Origin of the sequence: Pseudomonas sp. SO81 (genome assembly GCF_030374125.1) — a bacterium.
In the GTDB taxonomy this organism is placed as follows: Bacteria; Pseudomonadota; Gammaproteobacteria; order Pseudomonadales; family Pseudomonadaceae; genus Aquipseudomonas.
Window position 1 is genome coordinate 2,693,921 of the sequence record NZ_CP126126.1, and the last position, 23,249, is coordinate 2,717,169.

At 65.9% G+C, this 23,249-nt stretch carries 22 protein-coding genes; 6 read left to right on the forward strand and 16 right to left on the reverse strand.

What is annotated here, in order from left to right:
• Positions 1-14: 14 nt before the first annotated feature.
• The 13 genes from OH686_RS12530 to tssA form a co-directional block, all read right to left on the reverse strand.
• On the reverse strand, positions 15-1,520 hold the full coding sequence (locus tag OH686_RS12530; protein WP_289538948.1) for a sigma-54 interaction domain-containing protein: 1,506 nt from the start codon (positions 1,518-1,520) through the stop codon (positions 15-17).
• A 22-nt stretch (positions 1,521-1,542) separates the two neighbouring features.
• A complete protein-coding gene (gene tssH / locus OH686_RS12535; protein WP_289532952.1) occupies positions 1,543-4,119 on the reverse strand; it encodes a type VI secretion system ATPase TssH in 2,577 nt (858 codons plus the stop codon).
• A gap of 12 nt (positions 4,120-4,131) precedes the next feature.
• Entirely contained in the window at positions 4,132-5,139 is a 1,008-nt protein-coding gene (gene tssG, locus OH686_RS12540) for a type VI secretion system baseplate subunit TssG (protein WP_137973958.1), read from the reverse strand.
• Entirely contained in the window at positions 5,103-6,893 is a 1,791-nt protein-coding gene (tssF, locus tag OH686_RS12545; RefSeq protein WP_289532954.1) for a type VI secretion system baseplate subunit TssF, read from the reverse strand. The genes tssG and tssF overlap by 37 nt, the downstream gene beginning before the upstream one ends.
• On the reverse strand, positions 6,893-7,306 hold the full coding sequence (locus OH686_RS12550) for a carboxypeptidase-like regulatory domain-containing protein (RefSeq protein ID WP_289532955.1): 414 nt from the start codon (positions 7,304-7,306) through the stop codon (positions 6,893-6,895). The genes tssF and OH686_RS12550 overlap by 1 nt, the downstream gene beginning before the upstream one ends.
• A gap of 100 nt (positions 7,307-7,406) precedes the next feature.
• Positions 7,407-7,847: a hypothetical protein gene (locus OH686_RS12555; protein WP_289532957.1), complete on the reverse strand. Its 441-nt coding sequence runs from the start codon at positions 7,845-7,847 to the stop codon at positions 7,407-7,409.
• Entirely contained in the window at positions 7,819-8,193 is a 375-nt protein-coding gene (locus tag OH686_RS12560) for a hypothetical protein (protein WP_289532958.1), read from the reverse strand. Before OH686_RS12560 ends, OH686_RS12555 begins: the two co-directional genes overlap by 29 nt.
• Positions 8,190-8,873 (reverse strand): hypothetical protein, encoded by a 684-nt coding sequence (locus OH686_RS12565; protein WP_289532959.1) that lies wholly within the window; start codon positions 8,871-8,873, stop codon positions 8,190-8,192. Before OH686_RS12565 ends, OH686_RS12560 begins: the two co-directional genes overlap by 4 nt.
• A gap of 1 nt (position 8,874) precedes the next feature.
• Positions 8,875-9,459 carry a PAAR domain-containing protein gene (locus tag OH686_RS12570; RefSeq protein WP_289532960.1) on the reverse strand — a complete coding sequence of 195 codons (585 nt, stop codon included), beginning with the start codon at positions 9,457-9,459 and terminating at the stop codon, positions 8,875-8,877.
• Positions 9,460-9,483: 24 nt separating this feature from the next.
• Positions 9,484-9,891: a type VI secretion system baseplate subunit TssE gene (gene tssE / locus OH686_RS12575; protein WP_021702434.1), complete on the reverse strand. Its 408-nt coding sequence runs from the start codon at positions 9,889-9,891 to the stop codon at positions 9,484-9,486.
• Between the two features lie 7 nt (positions 9,892-9,898).
• Positions 9,899-11,374, reverse strand: coding sequence for a type VI secretion system contractile sheath large subunit (gene tssC / locus OH686_RS12580; protein WP_137973961.1), 1,476 nt, complete (start codon positions 11,372-11,374; stop codon positions 9,899-9,901).
• Positions 11,375-11,397: 23 nt separating this feature from the next.
• Positions 11,398-11,904 (reverse strand): type VI secretion system contractile sheath small subunit, encoded by a 507-nt coding sequence (gene tssB / locus OH686_RS12585; protein WP_289532964.1) that lies wholly within the window; start codon positions 11,902-11,904, stop codon positions 11,398-11,400.
• A 38-nt stretch (positions 11,905-11,942) separates the two neighbouring features.
• Entirely contained in the window at positions 11,943-13,505 is a 1,563-nt protein-coding gene (gene tssA, locus OH686_RS12590; RefSeq protein ID WP_289532966.1) for a type VI secretion system protein TssA, read from the reverse strand.
• Between the two features lie 504 nt (positions 13,506-14,009).
• Between tssA and OH686_RS12595 the strand changes: the two genes are divergently transcribed.
• The 3 genes from OH686_RS12595 to OH686_RS12605 all read left to right on the forward strand — a co-directional run bounded on the left by OH686_RS12595 (position 14,010) and on the right by OH686_RS12605 (position 17,096).
• Positions 14,010-14,516, forward strand: coding sequence for a DUF3617 domain-containing protein (locus OH686_RS12595; protein WP_289532968.1), 507 nt, complete (start codon positions 14,010-14,012; stop codon positions 14,514-14,516).
• An 82-nt stretch (positions 14,517-14,598) separates the two neighbouring features.
• Positions 14,599-15,165, forward strand: a complete 567-nt coding sequence (locus OH686_RS12600; RefSeq protein WP_289532970.1) for a LemA family protein — start codon at positions 14,599-14,601, stop codon at positions 15,163-15,165.
• 2 nt (positions 15,166-15,167) lie between these two features.
• The gene (locus OH686_RS12605) at positions 15,168-17,096 is read left to right on the forward strand and encodes a DUF2207 domain-containing protein (RefSeq protein ID WP_289532971.1); all 1,929 of its coding nucleotides are present in this window, start codon (positions 15,168-15,170) and stop codon (positions 17,094-17,096) included.
• A 53-nt stretch (positions 17,097-17,149) separates the two neighbouring features.
• Here OH686_RS12605 and OH686_RS12610 read toward each other — a convergent pair whose 3' ends face one another.
• Positions 17,150-17,503 (reverse strand): NADH:ubiquinone oxidoreductase, encoded by a 354-nt coding sequence (locus tag OH686_RS12610; RefSeq protein WP_289532973.1) that lies wholly within the window; start codon positions 17,501-17,503, stop codon positions 17,150-17,152.
• A 72-nt stretch (positions 17,504-17,575) separates the two neighbouring features.
• Here OH686_RS12610 and OH686_RS12615 point away from each other — a divergent pair, with 72 nt between their 5' ends.
• Positions 17,576-18,538 (forward strand): CobW family GTP-binding protein, encoded by a 963-nt coding sequence (locus OH686_RS12615; protein ID WP_289532975.1) that lies wholly within the window; start codon positions 17,576-17,578, stop codon positions 18,536-18,538.
• On the opposite strand, the gene OH686_RS12620 is transcribed toward OH686_RS12615, so the two are convergent.
• On the reverse strand, positions 18,535-18,888 hold the full coding sequence (locus tag OH686_RS12620; protein WP_289532977.1) for a hypothetical protein: 354 nt from the start codon (positions 18,886-18,888) through the stop codon (positions 18,535-18,537). The two genes, OH686_RS12615 and OH686_RS12620, sit on opposite strands and share 4 nt — an antisense overlap.
• Positions 18,889-18,970: 82 nt before the next feature.
• Complete coding sequence (locus tag OH686_RS12625; RefSeq protein WP_289532978.1) at positions 18,971-19,804, reverse strand: extracellular medium-chain-length polyhydroxyalkanoate depolymerase; 834 nt, start codon at positions 19,802-19,804, stop codon at positions 18,971-18,973.
• A gap of 302 nt (positions 19,805-20,106) precedes the next feature.
• Here OH686_RS12625 and OH686_RS12630 point away from each other — a divergent pair, with 302 nt between their 5' ends.
• A complete protein-coding gene (locus OH686_RS12630; protein WP_289532979.1) occupies positions 20,107-21,867 on the forward strand; it encodes a DUF1302 domain-containing protein in 1,761 nt (586 codons plus the stop codon).
• A gap of 11 nt (positions 21,868-21,878) precedes the next feature.
• On the forward strand, positions 21,879-23,231 hold the full coding sequence (locus OH686_RS12635; RefSeq protein WP_289532981.1) for a DUF1329 domain-containing protein: 1,353 nt from the start codon (positions 21,879-21,881) through the stop codon (positions 23,229-23,231).
• Positions 23,232-23,249 lie beyond the last annotated feature (18 nt).

A 23,249-nucleotide genomic window follows, 5' to 3' on the forward strand; every position in this document is an offset into this window, starting at 1 on the left:
AATGCATGGCGGCCTCAGACGTCGGCCGGGCTGATGTTCAGCCGGTCCATGCGGTACAGCAGGGTGCGGCGCGGCAGGCCCAGCTCGCGGGCGGCCTGGCTCTGGTTGCCGCGGTTCTTGCGCAGGCAGTCGAGCAGCAGGTTGCGCTCGACCTTTTCCATGCGCTCGCGCAGGTTCATGCAGCTGTCATCGGCGAGGCTGGTGGGGTGCAGGTTGAAGTGCTCGGGCAACAGCTCGCCGCCTTCGCACAGCAGCACGGCGCGCTCCACCAGACCCTTCAGCTCGCGCACATTGCCGGGGAAGGCGTAGCCGGCCAGGTGGTCCAGCGCCGCCTCGGACCAGCGGCAGGCGTCGCGCTGCAGGAAGCTGGCGGCCTTGGCGGCGAAGTGCCGGGCCAGTTGCAGGATGTCCTCGGCGCGGGCGCGCAGCGGCGGCAGCTCGATGGGGAAGTGCGACAGGCGATAGAACAGGTCTTCGCGGAAGCGGCCTTCCTCGACCAGGCTGCGCAGGTCGCGGTGGGTGGCGGCGACGATGCGCACGTCGACCTTGTGCGTCTGGGTGCTGCCCAGCGGGCGTACTTCGCCTTCCTGCAGCACGCGCAGCAGCTTGGCCTGCAGGGCCAGGGGCATGTCGCCGATCTCGTCGAGGAACAGGGTGCCGCCGTCGGCCGCGTCGAACAGGCCCTTGCGGTCGCGCTCGGCGCCGGTGAAGGCGCCCTTGCGGTAGCCGAACAGCTCGCTCTCCAGCAGGTTCTCCGGCAGCGAGGCGCAGTTCTGCACGATGAACGCCTGGCTGCGGCGGAAGCCGCAGTCGTGGATGGCGCGGGCGACCAGCTCCTTGCCGGTGCCGGTCTCGCCGGTCAGCAGCACGCTGGTGGGGTTGTGCAGCACCTTGCCGATCAGCTGATACACCGGGCGCATGGCCGGGCTGTTGCCGATCAGGCCGTAGTCGCTGGGCAGCGCCGGGCTGGCCGCTTCCGGTGCGGCTGCCTTGGGTGCGCGCAGGCGTTGCAGCAGCTGGTGCTGGGCCAGGGCGAAGGCGCCCAGGCTGGCCAGCGAGGCAGCGAAGCCGTCGAGGTCGCGGGTGCCGCTGCTGGCCACCAGCAGCAGGCCGGCGACGCGCGCCTGCTCATCCTGCAGCGGCAGACACAGCAGGCTGCGCCAGGGCTTTTCCGCGGCCGGCAGGAAGCTGGTCTCGTGCAGGCTGGGGTCGAGGCTGGCCAGGCTCAGGTGGCGGTTCTGGCACAGGCAATACTGCAGCAGCTGCTCGCCGTCGTAGTCGCTGGGCAGGCTGGTCTCGTGCTCGGCGAGCCGACCGTCCAGCCATTCGGCGGCCAGGGTCAGGCGGGTGTGGGTGCTATCCAGCAGGTACAGCTGGGCCAGGCGGCAGCCGCTGAGCTGCGCCGCTGCCTCGGCCAGGGCCGCCGGCAGGCGTTCGGCAGCGGCCAGGCGGGACAGGCGGGTGAACTGCTGCAGCAGCTGTTCGGCATAGGCCAGCGGCTGGGCGATCTGGCCCAGCAGCGGCGCGGCCTCGACGATGCGTTCAATCGAACTCACAGGCCAGCGCTCCTTCACCGTCCAGGGTGGCGTGTACACGGGAGATGGCGGCGCCGCTGGCCATGGCATCCAGCAGGCGGTCGGCGATGCGCGGCAGCACGCTCTGCTCCAGCAGCTGGTCGATCAGCCGCGCGCCGCTCTCGCCGCTGGCGCAGCGCTCGGCCAGGTGGTCGAGCAGCGCCGGGCTATGGCTAAAGGCCAGGCGGCGTTTGCCCAGGCGCTGGCCGAGGCGCTCCAGCTTGAGCTGAATCAGCTCGCGCAGCACGGCGCCGGCCACCGGGTAGTAGGGCACCACGCGCATGCGCGCCAGCAGGGCCGGCTTGAAGTGGCGGCTGAGGGTCGGGCGGATCGCCTCTTCGAGCTGCTCCACCGGCGGCCGTTGCTCACCCGCGCAGAGTGCTTCGATCTTGTCGCTGGCCAGGTTGGAGGTGAGCAGGATCAGGCAGTTGCGGAAGTTGATCTCGCGGCCTTCGCCGTCGTTGGCCACGCCCTTGTCGAAGATCTGGTAGAAGACGTTCATCACGTCCGGGTCGGCCTTCTCCACCTCGTCGAGCAGGATCACCGAGTAGGGCTTCTGCCGCACCGCTTCGGTGAGCATGCCGCCCTCGCCGTAGCCGACGTAGCCGGGCGGCGCGCCGATCAGGCGCGAGACAGTGTGCTTCTCCTGGAACTCGGACATGTTGATGGTGGTGAGGAAGCGCTCGCCGCCGTACAGCAGGTCGGCCAGGGCCAGGGCGGTCTCGGTCTTGCCCACGCCGCTGGGGCCGACCAAGAGGAATACGCCGGCCGGCGCGTCGTCCTTGTTCAGCCCGGCAGCGGCGGCGCGCATGGCGCGATCCAGCACCTGCACCGCCTGCTCCTGGCCACGCACGCGGGCGCGCAGGTCACTGGCGAAGCTGGCCACCTTGGCGTTGTGCTCGCGGGCCAGCTGGCTCAGCGGCACGCCGGTCCAGTGGCTGATCACCTCGGCCACCAGACGCGGGCAGACTTCGAAGCTGACCAGCCGCTCCTCGCCCTGGGCCTTGGCCAGCTCGGCCTGAATTTCGCGCAGCTGGCCTTCCAGCGCTTCCAGCTCCTCGCTACCGTCGTTGCGGGCCTGGGCGCATTGCTGGCGCAGGTCCAGCAGGCGCTCGGCCAGCTGGCGCTGTTCGCTCCAGCGCGCATCGATGTGCTGCAGTTCGCTTTCCGCCTCGGTCAGGCGCTGCTCCAGGGCGGCCAAGGCCACTTCGTCCACCGCCAGGCCGGCCTGCAGGTCGCGTCGCAGGGCCAGGCGCTGGCGCTCGCCTTCGGCCAGCTCGCCGCGCAGGCGCTCCAGGGCTTCCGGCGCGGCGGCCAGGCTGATGCGCACGCGGGCGCAGGCGGTATCCAGCACATCCACCGCCTTGTCCGGCAGCTGGCGTCCGGCCAGGTAGCGCGCGGACAGTTCGGCGGCGGCCACCACCGCGTCGTCACGCAGGTAGATGCCGTGGCTCTGCTCGTACACCGGGGCCAGGCCACGGAGGATGGTCACGGCTTCCGGAACTGTCGGCTCGTGCAGCTGCACCGGCTGGAAGCGCCGGGCCAGGGCCGGGTCCTTCTCGAAGTACTTCTTGTATTCGCTCCAGGTGGTGGCGGCGATGGTGCGCAGCTCGCCGCGGGCCAGGGCTGGCTTGAGCAGGTTGGCGGCGTCCGAGCCACCGGCCTGGGCGCCGGCGCCGATCAGGGTGTGAGCTTCGTCGATGAACAGGATGGTCGGCTTGGCCGCGCCCTTCACTTCGTCAATCACGCCTTGCAGGCGGCGTTCGAACTCGCCCTTGACGCTGGCGCCGGCCTGCAGCAGGCCCATGTCCAGGCCCAGCAGCTCGACGCCGCGCAGCACTTCCGGCACTTCACCGGCGGCGATGCGCAGGGCCAGGCCCTCGACCAGCGCGGTCTTGCCCACGCCGGCCTCGCCGACCACGATCGGGTTGTTCTTCCGCCGCCGGGCGAGGATGTCGATCATCTGGCGGATGGCGCCGTCGCGGCACAGCACTGGGTCGAGCTTGCCGTCGCGGGCGCGCTGGGTGAAGTTGTGGGTGAAACGCTGCAGATTGGATTCGCCCGGTGCGGCTGGCTTGCCGGCGGCGGCCTGCGGCTGCTGGCTGATGGCGAAGTCGCGCAGGCGCTCGGCATCTATCTTCGCCAGCATTGGCTGGTAACGCGTGCCGGCATAGCGCAGCGGGTTGCGCAGCAGGGCAAGGAGCAGCGCGGCCTGTTCGATCTGGCTCTGGCCCAGCTCCAGGTTGGCCACCAGCAGGGCGTCCTGCAGCCACTGCACCAGCTCGGCGGAGAACACCGGGTTGCGCGACTCGCTGGCCTCGCCACGGGGCTGCAGGGTGGCGGCCAGTTCGCCGGCGTCCACCTCGGCATCTTGGAGGGCGCGGGCCAGCAGGCCGTCACGGCGCTCGAGCAGGCCGAGCAGCAGGTCTTCGACCAGGATCTTGCTGCCACCGCGCTGCAGGCAGCGTTCGGCGGCGGCTTCCAGCTCGCGGCGGGTCTCGGCGTCCAGTGCCTGGACCAGCTGTTGGAGGTCGACGTTGATCATTTCATCAGTCCTTTAATGAGTCTTGCTGCCGATGGTGACGACGCCATCGGCCTGTTCGTGGCCGAGCCAGGAGGTCCAGCCCAGGTGGCAGGGGTTGTCCTGGCCGATGCGCAGCTCGCGGATTTCCTCGTGGCGCAGGGCCAGGCGGATGTCGTAGTCGAGCGGGTCGCGCAGGGTGAAGCGCACCAGCGCGCAGAGCGGCTGGTAACCGCTGCCAATCGGCAGGAATTCGTGGAAGCGCGCCCAGCTCAGCTGGCGGATATGGATGCGGAACTTGCCGCCGCGGTCGCGCACCGAGTCGCCCAGCACCAGGCTCTCGCCCAGCTGGCTGTTGGCCAGGCCGAGGCGGTTGCGCTGCTCGGCGATGATCTCCACGCGGCGCTCGACGCACTGCTCGATGCGCAGGTCGGCGTGCTTGAAGTAGTAACGCAGCACCGACTCGACCAGCGCCGCCGAGTGGGCGCGCAGGCTGAGCAGGCCGAGGTAGGGCAGCAGGCGTCGCCAGTTGAGGTCCTCGGCGGCGCGGATGCGTTCGCCGCCTAGGCCGATCAGGGCGAACAGGCGGGCGGAGAACAGGTCGCGGGCGCCCTGGTCGTAGTGTGCGTAGTAGCGGTACTTGCGCCAGATCGGCAGGAGCAGGCGCTGCAGGCGGTCGTTGAACAGGTCGAGGAAATCGCGGGTGGTGTTGCCATCCGGACCATCGCCGAGCGCCTGCTCGCTGTAGAACGCCGGCAGCGGCGAGCCGGAGCCGAACAGGCCGACCAGGTTGATGCGCAGGCGCGCGCGCAGCTCGCCGTGTTCCTCGAAGAACTCCAGGCGATCGGTATCGCTGCCGGGGAAGCCCAGGCTGGGGTTGGCCTGGAATTCCAGGCGCTCGTACAGCGCCTCCTCATCCAGCTCGGGATGGGCGGTGCGCAGACGATCCAGCACCTGCAGCACACCCTGGAACAGGCTGTACTCGCGGATGCCCCGGCTGAGCCGGTTCAGAGCAGGGGCTGCTGCCCCATGCGCGGCGTCCATTGGTACACCTCTCCTTGTGTGCTCTGTACGCGCAGCTCGTGGTAGCTGTTAAGGCTGGCGTAGAGGGCAAAGAATTCATTGAGCACCGAGGCGAACAGGAACAGGTCCCCTTCGCCCAGGTAGCCGTCCGGGTCCATGGTCAATTCGGTGCGCACGCCGCGAATCGGCAGCCCGCGGTGCAGGCGGTCGACGTGCTGGTGGGCGATCTTCTTCAGGCCGCCGAGCATGCGCTGGCTGACCTTGAGCGCGTGCTGGTCGTAGTGGCGCGGCAGGTCGTAGGTCTCGAGGATCACCTTGAGCGCCTCGACGTCGGCCAGCGACAGGTAGTTCAGCGACATGTTGGAGATCAGCTTCCACAGGTAGTCGCGGTGCAGCGGCGGCGCGTAGCTCGGCGTCACCGTGCCGATATTGCGGAAGGTGAGGAACTCCGGGGTGTCCTCGCTGGGCAGGCAGATGTCGCCCGGCTTGAGCTGGCGCGCCAGGCTCTGGTTGGTGCAGGTCAGCTCGATCGACAGGGTCTCCTGGGCCTCGCCACCGCGTGCGCCGAAGCTCAGCCAGGTCTCCATGCCGTCGCCGAGCAGCGACGGCTGCTGGCGCACGCTGTAGTGCGGCCGCGCGCGCGGCTGGTCGAAGCTGGTGTCGTGCTCGAACGACTCGAACGGCACGTATTCCTCGTAGCCCATGCCGCCTGGTTTCCAGCCGGTCACCCGATCCACCGAGAACACGCCGCAGTGCTGCGGGTCGAGCTCGGCCGGTAGCAGCAGGTACTGGTCCTGCTTGCCGTCCAGGCGAATCGGGATGGCGTCGTGGGCGAACAGGTTGACCACCGGCGTGCAGTACAGGCGCACGTTGTCCAGGGTCGGGCGGATGCGCTGCAGGCCGGTCTTGCGGATGTCGAAGCGCAGCTCCAGGCCGCGGGCGCGCTCCAGCACTTCTTCTGGCTGGCGGGCGATGGCGTCCAGGCCCTTGAGGTCGATGAACAGGAACTTGTCCTGGAAGGCGAAGTATTCCTGCAGGTGGCGGTAGCCGCGGAAGGTGTTGTGCGGGTAGGGGATCAGCGCGTGGTCTTCGCTGAAGCCGACCGCCTCGACCTGGTTCGTCGGCAGAGCCATGGCCGGCAACGGCAGGCCGTGTTCGCCGGTCAGCGGCTGACCTTCACCATCCAGCAATACCAGCTGCAGGCCGCCGAGGTGACGCAGCAGGCCGAGGTAGAGCAGCTGGGCGATATAGCGCTCGCCGGCCAGGTGCAGGCGCAGCTGCTTCAGTTGCAGCTCGCCGAGGTGGCCATCGGCGCTCATCGCCAGGCGCAGGCTGAGCAGCGCGCCGTCACCCTTGACCGAGTAGTCCAGGCCACTCAGCGCCAGCGGCAGCACCTCGGTGGCGTAGGCGGTACGGAAGCGACAGGTCACGCCCTCGATGGCGCGTGATTCCACCGGCGTATGGCGTGGCACCGGCAGCGCCGGACCGGGGCGCTTGAGCGGGTCGAACTGCAGCATGCTGAAGGCCGGCAGCGGGCGCATGTAGTTGGGCCACAGCAGGTGCATCAGCGAATGGGTCAGCTCCGGCAGCTCGTCATCGAGCTTCTGCCTCAGGCGCCCGGTGAGAAAGGCGAAGCCTTCCAGCAGACGCTCGACATCCGGATCACGGCCGGCCTGGCCGAGAAACGGCGCCAGCGCCGGGCTGCGCTCGGAGAAGCGCTTGCCCAGTTGGCGCAGGGCGGAGAGTTCGCTCTGGTAGTGGTGGTTGAAGGACATTAGTGGGCCTGCTCCTTGGCCGATTCGATGCAACGCCAGAGGTCTTCTTTGGCGTCTTTTTCCGAGATGACAACGTGTTCCGGCTGCAGTGTCAGATGTGGCAGCCTCATAGGGCCTGACGGACACCAATAGGTGCTCGTCCATATGCAACGGCGGGCGTGATAGCCGGGAGCGCTGATCGACAACATGGTCCAGCATTGCGGCCCATCGGCCAGCGGGGCGTACAGGCGATAGTCACGGTGTTCGTCGAAGGCGAAACGGCCCTCGACATCGCTGCGGGTTTCGTAGCGCCAGGACTCGTCGCTGCCGATATCCAGTTCGATTTTGGCATCCGCCACTGCCTGCCCTGTTTCGGCGGACAATACGCGGCCTTCGATGGCTGGGTTGCGGGTCACCGAATGCGGGTATGGCACGCAGGCGCCGAGAGTCGATAGTGCTGCTAGGAGTAGAGACGCACTCATCTTTGGCTGGGTAGGAAAACCGAGCCGGCTGTGCTGATTTAAGACCACGGCGTCAGTTCTCGATAATTCGGTAAGGGGTATTGCTGATGAACAGGTTCAGCCAGCTGCTTTGCCATTCCGGCACGCCGATCTCGAAGGTCTGCTGCTGCTTGTCGAAGTCGAACCAAACAACTCCCACGGCTCTGTCATCTTCGTGCGAGCGCATATCCGTGTAGTGCTTGTCGTAAAGCGGCGTGCGGAAGGTGGAGGCCGGTGCCTGGGTGTCAATGACGCGGATGTAGGCGAGGTCGCTCCAAGGTGCCAACAACACGTTCTGCAAAATGAATCTTCCCGAGGGGCTCGGATACGAGTACTGCGCTTTCTGAGTGGTGGCGATGTGAGCCGCTCCGATGCAAGCGATCAGCAATGCAACCAGTAGCACTGAGGTAATGAGAAGACTCTTACCTTGATCTCTACCCATCGACTTACTCGCCCATGCGAATTGGCGTGCCATCCATGCTCTCCAGTCGAAGCGGCTTGCCGTTCTTGATGTAGACAACATCGCCACCGTCGTAGCCCCAGAAGTCGTTGTTCTTGAGCGGGCGTCCCTGATCCGAAAGCCAGCCGGCGATCCAGATGTCTCCGTTCTCGTGGCGGACTTCTAGGAAGTAGCGTGGCGGCGCGGCGCGGGTGATTTCAAAGAAAACTCCACCATCTTGAGCGCCACTCCAGTACGCATCGGGGTGGTTGTGTAGGACCGGAGGAACTTCATCTACTGGCTCAAGTAGTGAGTAGGCGGCAATGGTCAATGCCAGGATCAGCGCTGTTAGCCCGAGAGCGATCCGCTTGAGAGATTTCAATCGGAAATCTCCAGCGTGTCAGCGGCATAGTCGTAATCCAGATCGATTTCGCTGAGCTGGAACTGCTCCATATAGGCGCTGGGTACTACGACACGGGTGCGGAACGGGCTATTAAGACCAATATGGTCGACCAGATCGGAGACGAAGGTCATGCAGTTGTGGTTGCCCAGGTCGTATTCCTTGCGTTTGGGATTGGCATTCTCTGCCTCTTTGGCTTTGAGCCAGGCCAATGCTTGATCGAAGACCTTGCCCCGCAGTACTACTCCGGAAATACGGCTGCTCTGCCCATGCGCGCTAGAAATAGTCCGCAGGGTTTTTCTCAGAGATGACTCGACAATCATTCCTCCCTTGAGGGTGACGTCTGGAATGCGCCCGGAACGCGTGCGCCCCAATGGTCCAGGCCCAGGGTAGCGCCCATATTCGTAGTACTTCGACAGGCCGGTTCTGCCGTTGATCACGAGCACCCCGGCATGCCCAAGGTAGGGTGCCTTTTGCGAAGGAATCTTGATCTTGTAGCCGAAGATGTTTGCTTCAGGGCCGTCGACCTGGATCTTGTAATCGGAGAAAACCATTGGGATCACAAAGTCTTCCTGCCCAGACAGATAGACCTGGGCCGGTGATTGATCCCCGGATGGAGTAGTGGCAACGCTGCCTACTTTGACCGCTTGTAGTTTGGCCATTTCATTCGCCTCGCAGCAGCCAGCCAGGCCTAGCGATAATGGCTACTTGTTGAGACGTGTCTTTATGCCCCAGGGCTTGGGTAAGTCCGTTCTGGTCGGTAGTTCCATGCAGCTCGCTACCGTCCTCCAGAATGGCGGTATAGGCCATGTTCCCTAGCGCTTGACCACTGGCTTGGTCGAGCATTTGCACACGAATGTCGAAGCCTTCAATGATCAATGGTGTGGAGTCGCTAAACTCCTCTCCCCCGCTGGCCTGGTTGTATTTCTGGGCCATCAGAGTTGCGGGGGCGACGAATGCTGCCCCACCCCCACTAGTCCCGATCAACACCGTCCCCGACCCCGCCACCACCACATTGCCGTGGTTGCCCACGGTGCCGATGGTGGTCGCCGGCTTGCCGTTGATCAGCACGGTCGGGATCACGTTGCCGCTCAATGCGCCGCCGCAGGCCGAGGCATCGCCCATGCGTGCAGCCGGTTTGCTGTCGAACAGCACGTTGGGCGAGCCGGCGGCGATGGGGTTGGTGCCGTGGCCGGGAACCGGGCAGGCGGTGGGATCGCCCAGGCGGGCGGCGGGTTTACCGGACATCCATGCTCTCCTTTGAACAGGCCCTTACCTGACCTTCACTTGCCCGCTGCCATCCAGCTGCGCGGCGAAACTGACCTGGCGCTTGATGCCGTCGACCTGCAGCAGCCCTTCGATGGCGAAGTTGAGGCTGAGGGGGTCGTGCTCGCGCGGCAGGGAAATGACCCGCACCTGCTTCAGGCGCGGCTCGTATTGTTCGATGAAGCGTTCGATCGCCATGCGCGCCTGCTGCAATGCGTCGTGCAATGACAGGCGCATGTCGTTGAGATCGGGCAACCCGTAGTCGGGCAGCGTCTGCACGCTGCCCGCCCGGGTGCTGAGCATCTTGGCCAGATGGGCAGCCACCGAGGCCATCACGCTCACCTCGTGATCGAGGCGGGCGCGGCCGACGGTGTCACCGCCGAGGCGCTCGAACAGGCTGCCGTATCCGGTCATGGCGCCCTTACTCCTTGTCCAGCTTGCCGACCAGGGACAGGGTGAAATCGGCACCCATGTACTTGAAGTGCGGGCGCACGTTGAGGCTGACGCGGTACCAGCCCGGCTCGCCTTCCACGTCGCTGACGATCACTTGCGCGGCGCGCAGCGGACGGCGGCTGCGGACTTCCGAGCTGGGGTTCTCCTGGTCGGCGACGAACTGGCGAATCCACTTGTTCAGTTCCAGCTCGAGGTCGGTGCGCTCTTTCCACGCGCCGATCTGCTCGCGCTGCAGCACCTTCAGGTAGTGCGCCAGGCGGTTGACGATGAACAGGTAGGGCAGCTGGGTGCCGAGCTTGTAGTTCAGCTCGGCGGTCTTGCCTTCCTCGCTGATGCCGAAGAATTTCGGCTTCTGGGTGGAGTTGGCGGAGAAGAACGCGGCGTTGTCGCTGCCCTTGCGCATGGTCAGGGCGATAAAGCCTTCTTCCGCGAGTTCGTACTCGCGACGGTCGGAGACCAGTACCTCGGTGGGGATCTTGGTCTCGATCTCGCCCATGCTCTCGAAGTGGTGCAGCGGCAGGTCTTCCACCGCGCCACCGCTCTGCGGGCCGATGATGTTCGGGCACCAGCGGAACTTGGCGAAGCTGTCGGTCAGTTTGGAGGCGAAGGTGTAGGCGGTGTTGCCCCACAGGTAGTGCTCGTGGTTGCCGGCGACGTTCTCCTTGTAGACGAAGGTCTTCACCGGGTTCTCTTCCGGATCGTAGGGGTTGCGCAGCAGGAAGCGCGGCAGGGTCAGGCCGACGTAGCGCGCGTCTTCACGCTCGCGGAAGCTCTGCCACTTGGCGAACTGCGGGCCCTCGAAGTGGTCCTTGAGGTCCTTCAGGTTGGGCAGGCCGGTGAAGCTCTCCAGGCCGAAGAATTTCGGGCCGGCGGCGGCGATGAACGGCGCGTGAGCCATGCAGGCGACGGAAGCCACGTGCTGCATGCACTTGATGTCCGGCGAGCTGGGGTCGAAGAAGTAGTTGGCGACGATGGCGCCGACCGGCTGGCCGCCGAACTGGCCGTACTCGGCGGTGTAGATGTGCTTGTACAGGCCGGACTGGGTGATTTCCGGGCTGTCCTCGAAGTCGTCCAGCAGGTCCTGCTTGGAGGCGTTGAGGATCTCCAGCTTGGTGTTCTCGCGGAAGTTGGTGCGATCGACCAGCAGCTTGAGGCCACGCCAGGACGATTCCAGGGCCTGGAAATCGGCGTGGTGGAGGATCTCGTCCATCTGCCGGCTGAGCTTGGCGTCGATCTCCGCGATCATGCGGTCGACCATGGCCTTCTTCACCGGCTCGTTCTGGTTGTGCGGCTTCAGCAGCTCTTCGATGAAGGCGGACACGCCACGCTTGGCGATGTCATAGGCTTCGTCGTCCGGGGTCAGGCGGGTTTCCGCGATGATGCGGTCGAGAATGCCGGCTTCGGCGACATTCCGGGTGCTTTCCACTACTGCACTGGTGCTCATGCTCGGGCTTCCTTGTCGAGAATTCAGGCGTCTTGCTGGGCTTGGGCGGCGAGGCCCAGTTCACCCAGTACGCGGTCACGGGAGTCGTCGTCGGAGAGGACGCTTTCGATCGCCTTGCGGAAGGCCGGCGTGTTGCCCAGCGGGCCTTTCAGGGCGACCAGGGCGTCGCGCAGCTCCATCAGCTTCTTCAGCTCGGGGACCTGGTCGACCACGGCGGCCGGGTTGAAGTCCTTCATCGAGTTGATGCGCAGCTGTACTGGCAGCTCGTCGGCGCTTTCCTCGTTCTGCAGACGGTTGGGCACGTTGAAGGCCAGGCTCAGCTCCTGCTTGCCCAGCACTTCGTCGAAGTTGTTCTTGTCGATGCTGATCGGCTTGCGGTCCTCGATCTTGCGGTCGTCGGCACGCTGGGTGAAATCACCCAGAACCATCAACTTGAGGGGCAGTTCGATCTCTTCCTGAGCACCACCGGTCGCCGGTTTGAAGGTGACGTTGATGCGTTCCTTGGGTGCTACCGAGCCTTCTTTGGCCATGGTTGTTCTCCTTTACGTTAAGCGGAGGCCTTGCGGCCTCAATCCAGCACCACTTCGAGATCGAGGTGGCACAGCCTGCGGTGGATCTCTTCCTTGCGCTCGCGGATCGCATGGTTCTGCGGCAGCAGCTCGTAGCAGTTGTGCAGCAGACGCAGCACTTCCAGGGCGAGATCGGGTTCCCACTCGCCGAGGCCGGAGGCCTGCAGCGTCTGGTCGAGGGATTCGAGTTGGGTCTTGGCCAGTTCGTGCTTCTTCGCTGCGCTGCACAGGCGCGCCAGGGCGAGCTGCCAGAAGAACCGTGCGCGGCCGCCCTGTGCCTGGGCCATGCCCTGCTTGAGCTGCTGCACGGCGGGCTTCAGGCCGTCCTTGCGCAGGCGTGGCAGAGCGGCTTGCAGGGCGATTTCCCAGGCCGGCAGCTCACCGCCGGCACCGACCGGCACGGTCGGTTCGGCGCTCGGCGGCTGCAGGTGCGGCATCACGCTGGCGCCGATCCAGGCGCGGGTCTCGGCATCGGCGAAGGGCACGCCATCGTGGAAGCGCAGCTCGTCCAGGCCCGGTACGCGCTGGAGAAACAGCGCCAGCTGCATCTCCACCTCGCACATGGCGGCCTCGGCGTTCAGCTCCTGCAGGCATTCCCAGGCCAGGCGCTGGCCATCCAGCCAGAACGGCGCACGGGTGATGCTGGCCTCCACTTCCACCAGCAGGTCGGCGTACTGGCCGGCGGCGAAGCGCTCGGTGAAGCTGGCCAGCTTGTCCGCCGGCAGGCCGCGTAGGGTAGTGATCTGTTCGGCATTGCTCTGCGGCAGGCCGTCGATCGGCAACCACAGCAGGGTGCGCGCCAGACGCAGGGCGCGCAGGTCGCTGGCCTTCTGCTTCAGCCACCAGGCGCACAGCGGCCGAGCGCCGTCCTGCAGGGCGCGCAGCGACTTGTGGGCGTCGCGCTCGTTGTCCAGCGGGGCGCTGGGGTTGATCACCTGGGCGGCGGCCTGCTTGACCTGGGCCAGGGCGGCACCGACCACGCCGGGCTCGGTCTGGCCCTGGGTGGCGCGGGCGATCTGCTCGTCCAGGCGGCGGCACAGCGGCAGCAGCAGCGGCGCCTGTTCGCCCAGTTGCGCGGCCAGGCAGGTTTCCAGGCCGCGCAGCAGCTCGGCCAGGTTGCGGAACAGTGGCAGCTGGCTGGCGACGGGGATGTCTTCGCCCAGCACCTTTTCCAGACGCGGGGTGAGCCAGGTGAGGGCGGCGGCACGGGTGCGATCCTTGAGCGGATGCAGGCTGCTCCAGTGCTGCTGGCAGAGTTCGAGCAGTAGGCCCAGGCCGGCTTGCAGGCCGTTCAGGCCTTCGCGCTGGTGCAGGCTCCAGACCAGCCAGCAGGCCACGCGCAGATCCTTGGACTGGTGGCGCAGCAGCGCCTCGCTCTGGTCACGCACCTTGTGCCAGTCGATGGCCTCGGTCTGGTGCATGGCGGCGGCCTTTTCCAGCTCGCCTTCCAGTGCCTCGAATTCGCCGGAATAACGCATGTCTTCACCGGCGAAGTTCCCATCGTTAATGGGTGTTTTCGCCAGCTGCAGATAATGCTCGGCCAGCGGTGAAAGTGCAGTCATTCCATTGACTCTATATATATGTCCAGCAACTTCGAAAACTTCTCATATAAGCGAGAAGCAAGTGGTTGCTTGGTCTGTGTGTGCAACTTTTTGCGCAGCTTTTTGCGCAACTACTTGCACAGCGTCCTTATGCGGTGGGCATCCTAGCCCCAGGATGGGAGGTGGGCAAGGCGGAAAATGTGAAGCGCTAGACAAGCGGGAAGATTGCTGGAAGTTGTTCGTCGGCAGATCGGATGGCCGTTTTGGCGCCAATTGAAAGTTGTTATGAGGGCGTATTCATATATGTGGGAAAGTGCAACTTTACTTGTAAGAAAATGCTTACCGGCAACTTTGCTCTGTTTCACACTTGGCTGGGTCGATAAGTTCATTTATGTGAACTCGCACAGCAAATAATGGCGTCTGTCTGCACGAAAACGTGACCCGCTTCCGCCTGCCGCACCAGCGCCGAAGCGCCCGGGCTGACCTAAGCTGGCTGGGTCAGTCACCGTCGCGAGGAGCCGCACCATGACCATCATCCGCACCCTGTTGCTGGGTACCTGCCTGCTGCCGGCGCTGGCCGTGGCCGACTTGCGCCCCGGCCTGTGGGAGTTCACCAACCAGGTGCAGAGTGGTGGTCAGGCCATGCCGGACATGCAGGAATTGCTGGCGCAGCTGCAGAACATGCCGGCCGAGCAGCGCCAGATGATGGAGCAGATGCTCAAGCAGAAGGGCGTGCAGATGGGCAGCGGCGGCGGAGTGCAACTGTGCCTCAGCGAGGCCAGTGCCAAGGGCCAGAACATCCCCCTGCAGGACCCCAACTCGGGATGCACCCACGAGATTACCGAGCGCAGCGCCGAGGTATGGAAGTTCCGCTTCACCTGCCCCAACGGCCAGGGTGAGGGAGAGACCCGCTTCGCCAGCGACACGGCCTTTACCACCACGGTGAAGGGCGTCTATGACGGCCGCGACAGCACCATGAACAGCCAGGCGCGCTGGGTTGGCGAGGACTGCGGAGGCCTGCCCGCCCGCTGACCTTGTCTGCGGCGCAATCGGCGATGCCTGGCGCGGCGCTGCGGTTACACTGCCGCTTCAGTCAGAGGACGAGGGCGAAGGAATGCAGGTGATCGGGTGGTGGTTGTTCGGGGCGGCCAGCGTGCTGGTGCTGCTGGTTGGCATCCATCTCTACAACCGTCTGGTATTCAACCGGGCGCGGGTGGCCGAGGCCTGGAGCGGCATCGACGTGCAGCTCAAGCGCCGCTCCAGCCTGATTCCGGCACTGGTCGCCTGCCTGCGCGCCTATATGACCCACGAGCGCGACACCCTGGAGGAGCTGACCAGCCGCCGCGGCGAAGCCCAGGCCCACGAGGGCGATAGCGCCGCCAACCGCGCGGCGTTCGAGGGCCAGCTGTCGTCCTCACTGCTGCGCGTGTTCGCCTTGGCCGAGAGCTATCCCGAGCTCAAGGCCGACGCGGTGTTCCTCGATCTGCAGCGCAACCTCAGCGAGGTCGAGGATCATATCCAGATGGCCCGCCGTTACTACAACGGCGCCGTGCGCGAACTCAACGTGCTGGTCGAGTCGGTGCCGAGCAACCTGCTGGCCGGCGCCTTCGGCTTTCGCTGCGCCGACTATTTCACCCTGGAAGACCCCCGCGACGGCCAGTCGCCGAAGATGGAGTTCTGAACATGCCCGGACGGCTCAAGCTGGTCTTGCTGTTGTGCTGCCTGCTGCCCGGCATGAGCCTGGCGCAAGAGGTGATCGAGGATTTCGCCGTGGAGCTGCGCATCGGCCGCGACGGCATGCTCGATGTGGTGGAGCGCATCGTGGTGCAGGCCGAGGGCGACCAGATCCAGCGCGGCATTTACCGCGACCTGCCGGTGATCTATCGCTTGGCCGGCGGCCTGCTGCGCAAGACGCCGATCAACAGCCTGAGCGCCACCCGTGATGGTGTGCCCGAGGAGGTGCATCGCGAGAGCGTCGGCGCCTACCAGCGCTTCTATCTGGGCTCGGCCGGCCACTACCTGCAGCCGGGCCGCTACCGCTATGAGCTGAGCTATCGCGTCGACCCGCAACTGCTGCAACGGCCGGGCGAGGACGAGCTGTACTGGAACGTCACCGGCAACGCCTGGGCCTTCCCCATCTTGCATGCCTCGGTGCGGGTGCAGCTGCCGCCCGGGGCGCGCAGCGACGGCGTCTATGCCTACACCGGTGCCGGCGGCGCCCAGGGCCAGGACTACCGGGTGCTGGAGCAGGGCGAGGATGTCGTGCGCCTGGAGACCACCGCGGCGCTACCGGCGGAACACGGCCTGACCATCGGCATCGACTGGCCCGCCGGGCTGATCGACAGGCCGAACGTTCTGCAGCGCACGCTGCGCCTGCTGTTCGACAACGCCGGCGTGGTGCTGGGTGGTGCGCTATGGCTGTGGCTGCTGGGCTACTACCTGCGCACCTGGCGACGCGTCGGCCGCGATCCGCGCAAGGGCCTGCACATGGTGCACTTCGAGGCACCGGACGATCTCAGCCCGACCCAGGTCGGCTATCTCTGGCATCGCGGTTTTCGTGGCGCCTTCGACGAGGCGCGCGCGCTGGGCGTGTGCTTCACCGACTGGGCGATTCGCGGGCTGATCCGCCTGGAGGATCGTCCGCGCGCCGACGGCTTCGTCGTGCAGCGTGGCAAGACGCCGATCGAGTCGGCGCGGGTCGGCGAGATCGAGTGGCTGCGCCTGCTGTTCCCGGCCAGCAAGGGCGATGCGCCGCTGGAGCTGGGCAGCAAGTACCAGCCGCGCCTGGCCGAGATGAAGGCGCGCATGGTCGACAGCCTGGATACCCATGGCCGCCTGTGGCACGCCAACAACCGCGGCGCCTGGGCCACCGGTCTGGCCCTGGCCGTGCCCGGCATCCTGCTCAGCGTGCTGACCGGGCTGCAGGGCGAAGAGCAGTGGGGCCTGGCCATCGGTGGCCTGATGTTCAGCCTGGGCTTTGGCATTCCTACAGCCGTGATCCTGGTCATGGCGGCGCGCCAGTCGAGCTGGGGCAAGAAGATCGGTCTGGGACTGGTCGCGCTGATGTTCGGCTGGCCGGTGCCGATCGGCCTGTGGATGCTGCTGTCCACCACCTCGGTGCCGGTGACGATTCTGCTGGTTGCCTATGTGTTGGTGGTGGGGCTGTTCTATCGCTGGCTGGAGGCGCCTTCGGTGAAGGGCCAGCAACTGCTGGATGCACTGGCCGGCTACCGTGACTACCTGCAACTGGCCGAGCGCGAGGTGCTGGAGCGTGCCGGCGGGGCGCCGGCCATGAGCATCGAGCTGTACGAGCTGCACCTGCCCTACGCCATGGCGCTGGGGGTCGAGGAACAGTGGAGCGCACGCTTTGCCAGCGCCCTGGAGGCCGGCCTGGTCGACCCGAGCCTGCGCGAGTACCAGCCGGACTGGTATCAGGCGCGCAACAGCTTCAGCTCGCCGTCCACCTTTGGCAGCGCCCTGGCGTCCAGCCTGGTCAGCGCCAGTGCCAGCGCGTCCACGCCGCCGGCCAGCTCATCGTCTTCCAGCGGTGGCTCGTCGGGTGGTGGTTCGTCCGGGGGCGGCAGTGGCGGTGGGGGTGGAGGCGGCTGGTAGAACTATCCGCATGTTGCGGTGGGTTCCACGTGAAACCCATTCATGTCTCACGCTCAGCGCGCCATCCACACGCCCTTGCTCTGCTGTTCGCAGGCCGGCTTGAGATAGCGGGCGTCGCTGGCCACGCCGTAGTAGTGGATGTCCTGCTGGTAGGGCGTGCCCTGGACCTTGGCGTTGCGGCATTCGCCGAAGGCGCCGCTGGGGCACTGCTCGACGAAGCTGACGTCCACCTTCTGTCCCTGCAACTGCGGGGCGCAGAAGCCGGTGCGGAACAGGTTGGCGGGGATGCTGCGGTTCTGCTGGCAGAGCTTCACCTCCACCTGCTTGCCCTCGCTGTGCACCACGCAGGCTTCGGCCCAGGCCTGGCCGGTCAGGCCCAGCAGCAACAGGGCGGCAATCACGCGCATCGTCTCTCTCTCCTCGAACAAAGCGGCGACTTTAGCCTTTCCCGGCGCCGCGTGAAACCGCACCATAGACCCATGCTCGCCAATATCCCCACCCATCTGATCGCCGGCCCCCTGGGCGCCGGCAAGACCAGCCTGATCCGCCACCTGCTGGCCCACAAGCCGGCGGCCGAACGCTGGGCGGTGCTGATTAACGAGTTCGGCCAGATCGGTCTGGACCAGGCGCTGCTGACCAGCGACCAGGACGGCGTCAGCCTGGCCGAAATCCCTGGCGGCTGCCTGTGCTGCGTGGGCGGCGCACCCTTCCAGGTCGGCCTCGGCCGTCTGCTGCGCCAGGCCAGGCCGGATCGCCTGCTGATCGAACCCTCCGGCCTCGGTCATCCGGCCGAGCTGTTGTGCCAGCTGGGCGAGGCGCCCTGGCGCGGGGTGCTGGCGCTGCAGCCGGCGGTGCTGGTGCTGGACGCGGCCGCCCTGGCGGTGGGTCAGCCGCTGCCGGAGAGCCAGCGGGAGGCGCTGGAGCTGGCCGGCCTGCTGCTGCTGAACAAGGCCGAGGAATTGGATGCGTCGACGCGCGCACGCCTGCAGGCGCAGTTGCCGGCGCGGCCGTTGCGCTGGACCAGCCAGGGCGTGCTGGATTTCGCCGAGCTGCCCGGCAGTGCCGCACTGGCCGGGCCGCCGAGCGAGGACTTGGTCGTGCCACAGGGCAGGGCGCCGCTGGCCCAGGTATGGAGCGACCCGCGCCAGCCGATCTGCCAGGTGCAGGAGCAGGCCGAGGGCTGGAGCATCGGCTGGCGCTTCCATCCCTCCCAGGTGTTCGAGCTGATGCGGGTGCAAACCTGGCTGGCCGGGCTGCCCTGGCGCCGCGCCAAGCTGGTGCTGCACAGCAATGCCGGCTGGCTGTCGGCCAATGCGCTGGATGGCGAGGCGCCGCACTGGCAGGCCAGCGAGTGGCGCAAGGATTCGCGACTGGAGCTGATCTTCCCCACACCGCAGGACGGGGCGGCACTGGCGGCGACATTGGCGGAGTGCCGGCTCTAGCCGGCGAGCAGCGCCTCCAGGCCCGCGCCGACCAGCACCAGAAGCAGCAGACCGACGCTGCAGCGGCGCACGGTAGGCGAGCGGCAGAAGGCGATCAGGCGGTTGTCCCGCGCTTCGCCGAGCTGCAGATGGTGGTCGTATTCGCTGGGCGCCTCGGTGAGCGCCTGCCAGGCCCGCGGGGCGTCGCCGTCATGCGGCAGCAGCAGGGCGTAGCGGTGTCCGCGCGCTTCATCGCCCAGGTCGCAGGCGATGGCCTCGATGCCCTGTGCGTTGAGCCGGTCGCGGAGAAAGTCGATGTAGGTGCCGTTGTCGGAGGTACGCAGGTTCTGCAAGACGTGGTCCTTGTCCACGGTGGATCGGTCCGGCCGCCGGGCGGCCGGGCTCGATGGTAGCAGAACGCCAGTGTGTGATGCCGTAGGCATTTTTCCCCGCTCAGGGGTGAGCGTTGAACCAGGCGAGGATCTTGCCCGGCGAGGCGGCGAACCACTCGTGGCCGCCCAGCGCCTCGGTGTGCCGCGCGGTCTCTACGCCCTGCTGGAGCAGGCGGTCGTAGTACAGGTCCATGCTCCACCAGGGCACCACCACATCGACGAAGCCATGCAGGAACAGGGTCGGCGGATGATCGCTCGGCAGCTCCGGTATCACGCACAGCGGCCCGCCGCAGGTGGCGTAGGAACCGGACTGGATGGCCAGGGCGCGGAACCTGCCGGGGAACGAAACGGCCATGCGACTGGTGTTGTAGCCGCCGCTGGAGATGCCCGTGGCGTACTGGCGCTGGGCGTTGAGCGGGCCGAAGTGGCCGGCGGCGATGGCTGCCAGCACATTGCCGAGGAAGTCGTAGTCGGTGCTCAGCTCATAGGCCTGGGCCAGGCCGGGGATGTTGGTCTGCCAGAACAGGTCGGCCGGTGCGCTGGGAGCGATCACCGCGTAGCCATTGTCCAGCAGGGCGCGTACCAGCTTGCCTTCGTAGAAGCCGCCGAACGGCTGGTTGCTGTAGTAGGTGAAGTTGTCCAGCGGGAAGAACGAGCCCTGATAGATCAGCACCGCCGGCCAGCCGCCACTCGGCGGGGTGCCCAGGGGCGTCTGGTAGATCACCTGACGGGCACCGACCACGCCGGAATCGATCCAGGTGGTCTGGTGGCTGCAGCTGACCTTGGCCGGTAGCAGCAGCGATTTGGGCCGTTCGCTGCAGCGTGAAGCGGCCATCGCGGCAGGCAATGTGAAGCAAAGGAGCAGGCAGCAGAACAGGGTGCGGAAAGCGATCATGGGAGTGATCTCCGTCATTGTTGTTAGGAGCATTGCTCTTCGAATAGAAACAGGAATTCCGATTCCGTCAAGTGTTCCAATGCCACGAGGGGTGTATTGGTAGACGCGCGGAATGTGGCGAGCTAGAGATGCGCTGTCGGCTCGAACCGGGACGGGTGATCAAGAAGAGTTTTAAATCAGTCGAGGATCTGCCGAAGCGGCAGAAAATTATCGCCCGGTGCCTTGCCAGATTATTGGTTGAGTTCTATCTTTCATCGGAACCGATGTTCCGATTCCGATAAAAACAACAGCTGGAGGTCATCGTGGCATATCAAGGAAGAGGCCTGGCGGTCGCCGGCCTGGCATTGCTGGGCGCGTTGCCTGTTGGAATGGCGCAGGCATTTCAGGTGCGTTCGGGCGACTGGACCACCTCGCTCGACACCACCGTTTCCTACGGCGTCAGCTACCGCATGGAAGGCCAGGACGACAAGCTGATCGCCCGCGCCAATGGTGGCAGCGGCAGCAACGCAGGGCTGATCAACTCCGACGACGGTAACCTGAACTTCCGCAAGGGCGACCTGTTCTCCGAGATGGTCAAGGTCGTCTCGGAGATGGACCTGCGCTACCAGGAGCGCCACGGCCTGTTCATTCGCGGCCGCGCCTTCTACGACTTCGAGCTGGAAGACGACTCGCGTCGGCATCGCGAGATCAGCGACGGCGGCCTGGACGAGGCCGGCTCCAGCATCGATCTGCTGGATGCCTTCGTCTACGGCAGCTGGACGGTCAACGAGCGTGACCTCAACGCCCGCCTGGGGCGCCAGGTGATCAACTGGGGCGAGGGGTTGTTCTATCAGAACGGCATCGGCGCGACCAACCCGGTGGACATCAACGCCCTGCGCGCGCCCGGCTCGGAAGTGAAGGAGGCCTACATGCCCACCTTCATGGTCTACGGCTCCTACGAGCTGCGCGACAACCTCACCCTGGAAGGCTACTGGCAACCCGGCAAGGCCTGGGAGGCCTCGAAGATCGACCCCTGCGGCACCTACTTCTCCACCCTCGATCCGCTCGGCGAAGACTGCGAATATTTGTCCGCCTCGCCCCTTCAGGAGCAGGCCACCGGTCTGGCCGGCCCGGCCATGGCCTTCGACAGCCCGGAGGCGGCCCAGGCCTATGCCGACAGCCTCGGCCCCGGGCTGGTCAATGGCCTGCTGCGCGCCTATCTCCCCACGACCTTCATCCCGCGTGCCCAGGACATCGACGGCGACGATTCGGCCCAGTACGGCCTGGCCCTGCGCTGGTACGTGCCGGAGCTGAACGACACCGAGCTGGGCTTCTACTACCTGCGCTACAACATGCAGGTGCCGATGATCGGCCTGACCGTCGGCCAGCCGGTGATCCTGCCGGTGGTAGGTGCGCTGCCGAACGCCAGCAGCTCGCGCTATTACGCCGAATACCTGGAGAAGCGCGACCTGTTCGGCATCAGCTTCAACACCTCGATCGGTGGCGACAGCATCTTCAACGGCCTATCCCTGGCCGGCGAGCTGAGCTACCGGCCGGACACGCCGATCGCCCTGGGCCTCAACGAGTACCTGCCGATCGCCCTGCTCAATCCCCAGGGCCTGCCGACCGGCACCCACATCGACGGCTACCGCGAGAAGGACATGTTCCAGGCCTCGCTGGCGGCCATCTACAACTTCAACGGCCTGCTCGGTTCGGACTCGGCCGCGCTGTTCTCCGAACTGGTGGCCAGCCGCGTGCAGGGCCTGGAGTCGGACGTCGACTACTACGAGGCCACCAGCAGCGCCTATGGCGCCCAGGCCAGCCTGCAGCTGACCTACCCCAACGTGTTCAACCTGGTGAATCTGGTGCCCAGCCTCGGCTACCAGTACAGCATCAACGGCGTGTCGCCGCAGCTCACCAACGGCCTGGACGAGGAGGCGCAGAGCTGGTCGGTGGGTCTCGACGCGATCTACCAGGAGTCCCTGACCGTCGGCGCCAAGTACGTCGGCTACAGCGGTGGCGGCATCTCCAACAAGCGCACCGACCGTGACTACCTGACCTTCAACGTCAAATACAGCTTCTGAGAGGGAACGCCATGCATCGCCTGAGAACTACCCTGCTGGCCGCTGCCCTGCTGGCCGCCGCACCGACCATGGCCCAGGTCGGTGCCGACCAGGCCGCCCGCCTCGGCCAGGACCTCACTCCGCTGGGCGCGGAGAAGGCCGGCAACGCCGCCGGCACCATTCCCGCCTGGGACGGCGGCCTGCCCCGCGACAGCGCCGCCTTCGATGCCAAGACCGGCTACAAGGACCCTTACGCCGCCGACCAGCCGCTGTTCAGCATCAGCGCCGCCAACGCCGAGCAGTACCGTGCCAATCTCAGCCCCGGCCAGTTGGCCATGCTCAAGCGCTATTCCGCCAGCTGGAAGCTCAACGTCTACCCGAGCCGGCGCTCGGCCTCCTACCCGGACAAGGTTTACGCGGCGATCAAGAGCAACGCCACCAGCGCCAAGCTGATCGAGAACGGTAATGGCATCGCCGACTTCAAGGTCGCCACGCCCTTCCCGATCCCGCAGTCGGCCTTGGAAGTGCTGTGGAACCACCTGGTGCGCTACCGCGGTGATAGCGTCAAGCGCTACTACGCCCAGGCCGTTCCGCATGCCAGCGGCGACTACTTCATGACCCAGATCGAGGACCTATTCCTGTTCAACCAGGACGCCGGCGACCATGCCAAGGACAATGGCAACGTGCTGTTCTACTTCCGCCAGTCGGTGCTGGCGCCTGCGCGCCTGGCCGGCACCGAGCTGCTGGTCCACGAGACCGTCAACCAGGTCAAGGAGCCACGCCTGGCCTGGCTCTACGCCGCCGGCCAGCGCCGCGTGCGACGCACGCCGAACGTGGCCTACGACTCGCCCGGCACCGCCTCCGAGGGCATGCGCACCACCGACAACTTCGACATGTTCTCCGGCGCGCCGGACAAGTACGACTGGCAGCTGGTGGGCAAGCAGGAGCTGTACGTGCCCTACAACAGCTACCGCTTCGCGGCCAAGACCAACAAGTACAGCGACATCGTCAAACCCGGCCACGTCAATCCGGACCTGCTGCGCTACGAACTGCACCGCGTCTGGCACGTGCGCGCCACCCTCAAGGCCGGCCAGCGCCACCAGTACAAGCAGCGCGATATGTACTTCGACGAGGACAGCTACCAGATCCTGGTGGTGGACCACTACGACAACCGCGACAACCTGTGGCGCCTCGGCGAGTCCTACACCATCAACCTGTACGACCAGCCGCTGGTATGGACCAAGGGCGACGCCGTATATGACCTGATCGGCGGCCGTTATGTGATCGGCATATTGTCCAATGAAGAACCGGCGGACCAGTTCGATATCGCCCTGCGACCGACCGACTTCACGCCGGCGCAATTACGCCGCGACAGTCGCCGCTAAGTTAGGTGGATATATAAG

What these genes read in the sequence shown, in the direction of transcription:
- OH686_RS12605 (WP_289532971.1), top strand. Translation starts at nt 15,168, where the DNA reads ATGCCCGGACGGCTCAAGCTGGTCTTGCTGTTGTGCTGCCTGCTGCCC.
- tssA (WP_289532966.1), bottom strand. Translation starts at nt 13,505, where the DNA reads ATGACTGCACTTTCACCGCTGGCCGAGCATTATCTGCAGCTGGCGAAA.
- tssF (WP_289532954.1), bottom strand. Translation starts at nt 6,893, where the DNA reads ATGTCCTTCAACCACCACTACCAGAGCGAACTCTCCGCCCTGCGCCAA.
- OH686_RS12565 (WP_289532959.1), bottom strand. Translation starts at nt 8,873, where the DNA reads ATGGCCAAACTACAAGCGGTCAAAGTAGGCAGCGTTGCCACTACTCCA.
- OH686_RS12600 (WP_289532970.1), top strand. Translation starts at nt 14,599, where the DNA reads ATGCAGGTGATCGGGTGGTGGTTGTTCGGGGCGGCCAGCGTGCTGGTG.
- tssH (WP_289532952.1), bottom strand. Translation starts at nt 4,119, where the DNA reads ATGATCAACGTCGACCTCCAACAGCTGGTCCAGGCACTGGACGCCGAG.
- tssE (WP_021702434.1), bottom strand. Translation starts at nt 9,891, where the DNA reads ATGACCGGATACGGCAGCCTGTTCGAGCGCCTCGGCGGTGACACCGTC.
- OH686_RS12570 (WP_289532960.1), bottom strand. Translation starts at nt 9,459, where the DNA reads ATGTCCGGTAAACCCGCCGCCCGCCTGGGCGATCCCACCGCCTGCCCG.
- OH686_RS12610 (WP_289532973.1), bottom strand. Translation starts at nt 17,503, where the DNA reads ATGCGCGTGATTGCCGCCCTGTTGCTGCTGGGCCTGACCGGCCAGGCC.
- OH686_RS12615 (WP_289532975.1), top strand. Translation starts at nt 17,576, where the DNA reads ATGCTCGCCAATATCCCCACCCATCTGATCGCCGGCCCCCTGGGCGCC.
- tssG (WP_137973958.1), bottom strand. Translation starts at nt 5,139, where the DNA reads ATGGACGCCGCGCATGGGGCAGCAGCCCCTGCTCTGAACCGGCTCAGC.
- tssB (WP_289532964.1), bottom strand. Translation starts at nt 11,904, where the DNA reads ATGGCCAAAGAAGGCTCGGTAGCACCCAAGGAACGCATCAACGTCACC.
- OH686_RS12625 (WP_289532978.1), bottom strand. Translation starts at nt 19,804, where the DNA reads ATGATCGCTTTCCGCACCCTGTTCTGCTGCCTGCTCCTTTGCTTCACA.
- OH686_RS12595 (WP_289532968.1), top strand. Translation starts at nt 14,010, where the DNA reads ATGACCATCATCCGCACCCTGTTGCTGGGTACCTGCCTGCTGCCGGCG.
- OH686_RS12635 (WP_289532981.1), top strand. Translation starts at nt 21,879, where the DNA reads ATGCATCGCCTGAGAACTACCCTGCTGGCCGCTGCCCTGCTGGCCGCC.
- OH686_RS12555 (WP_289532957.1), bottom strand. Translation starts at nt 7,847, where the DNA reads ATGGCACGCCAATTCGCATGGGCGAGTAAGTCGATGGGTAGAGATCAA.
- tssC (WP_137973961.1), bottom strand. Translation starts at nt 11,374, where the DNA reads ATGAGCACCAGTGCAGTAGTGGAAAGCACCCGGAATGTCGCCGAAGCC.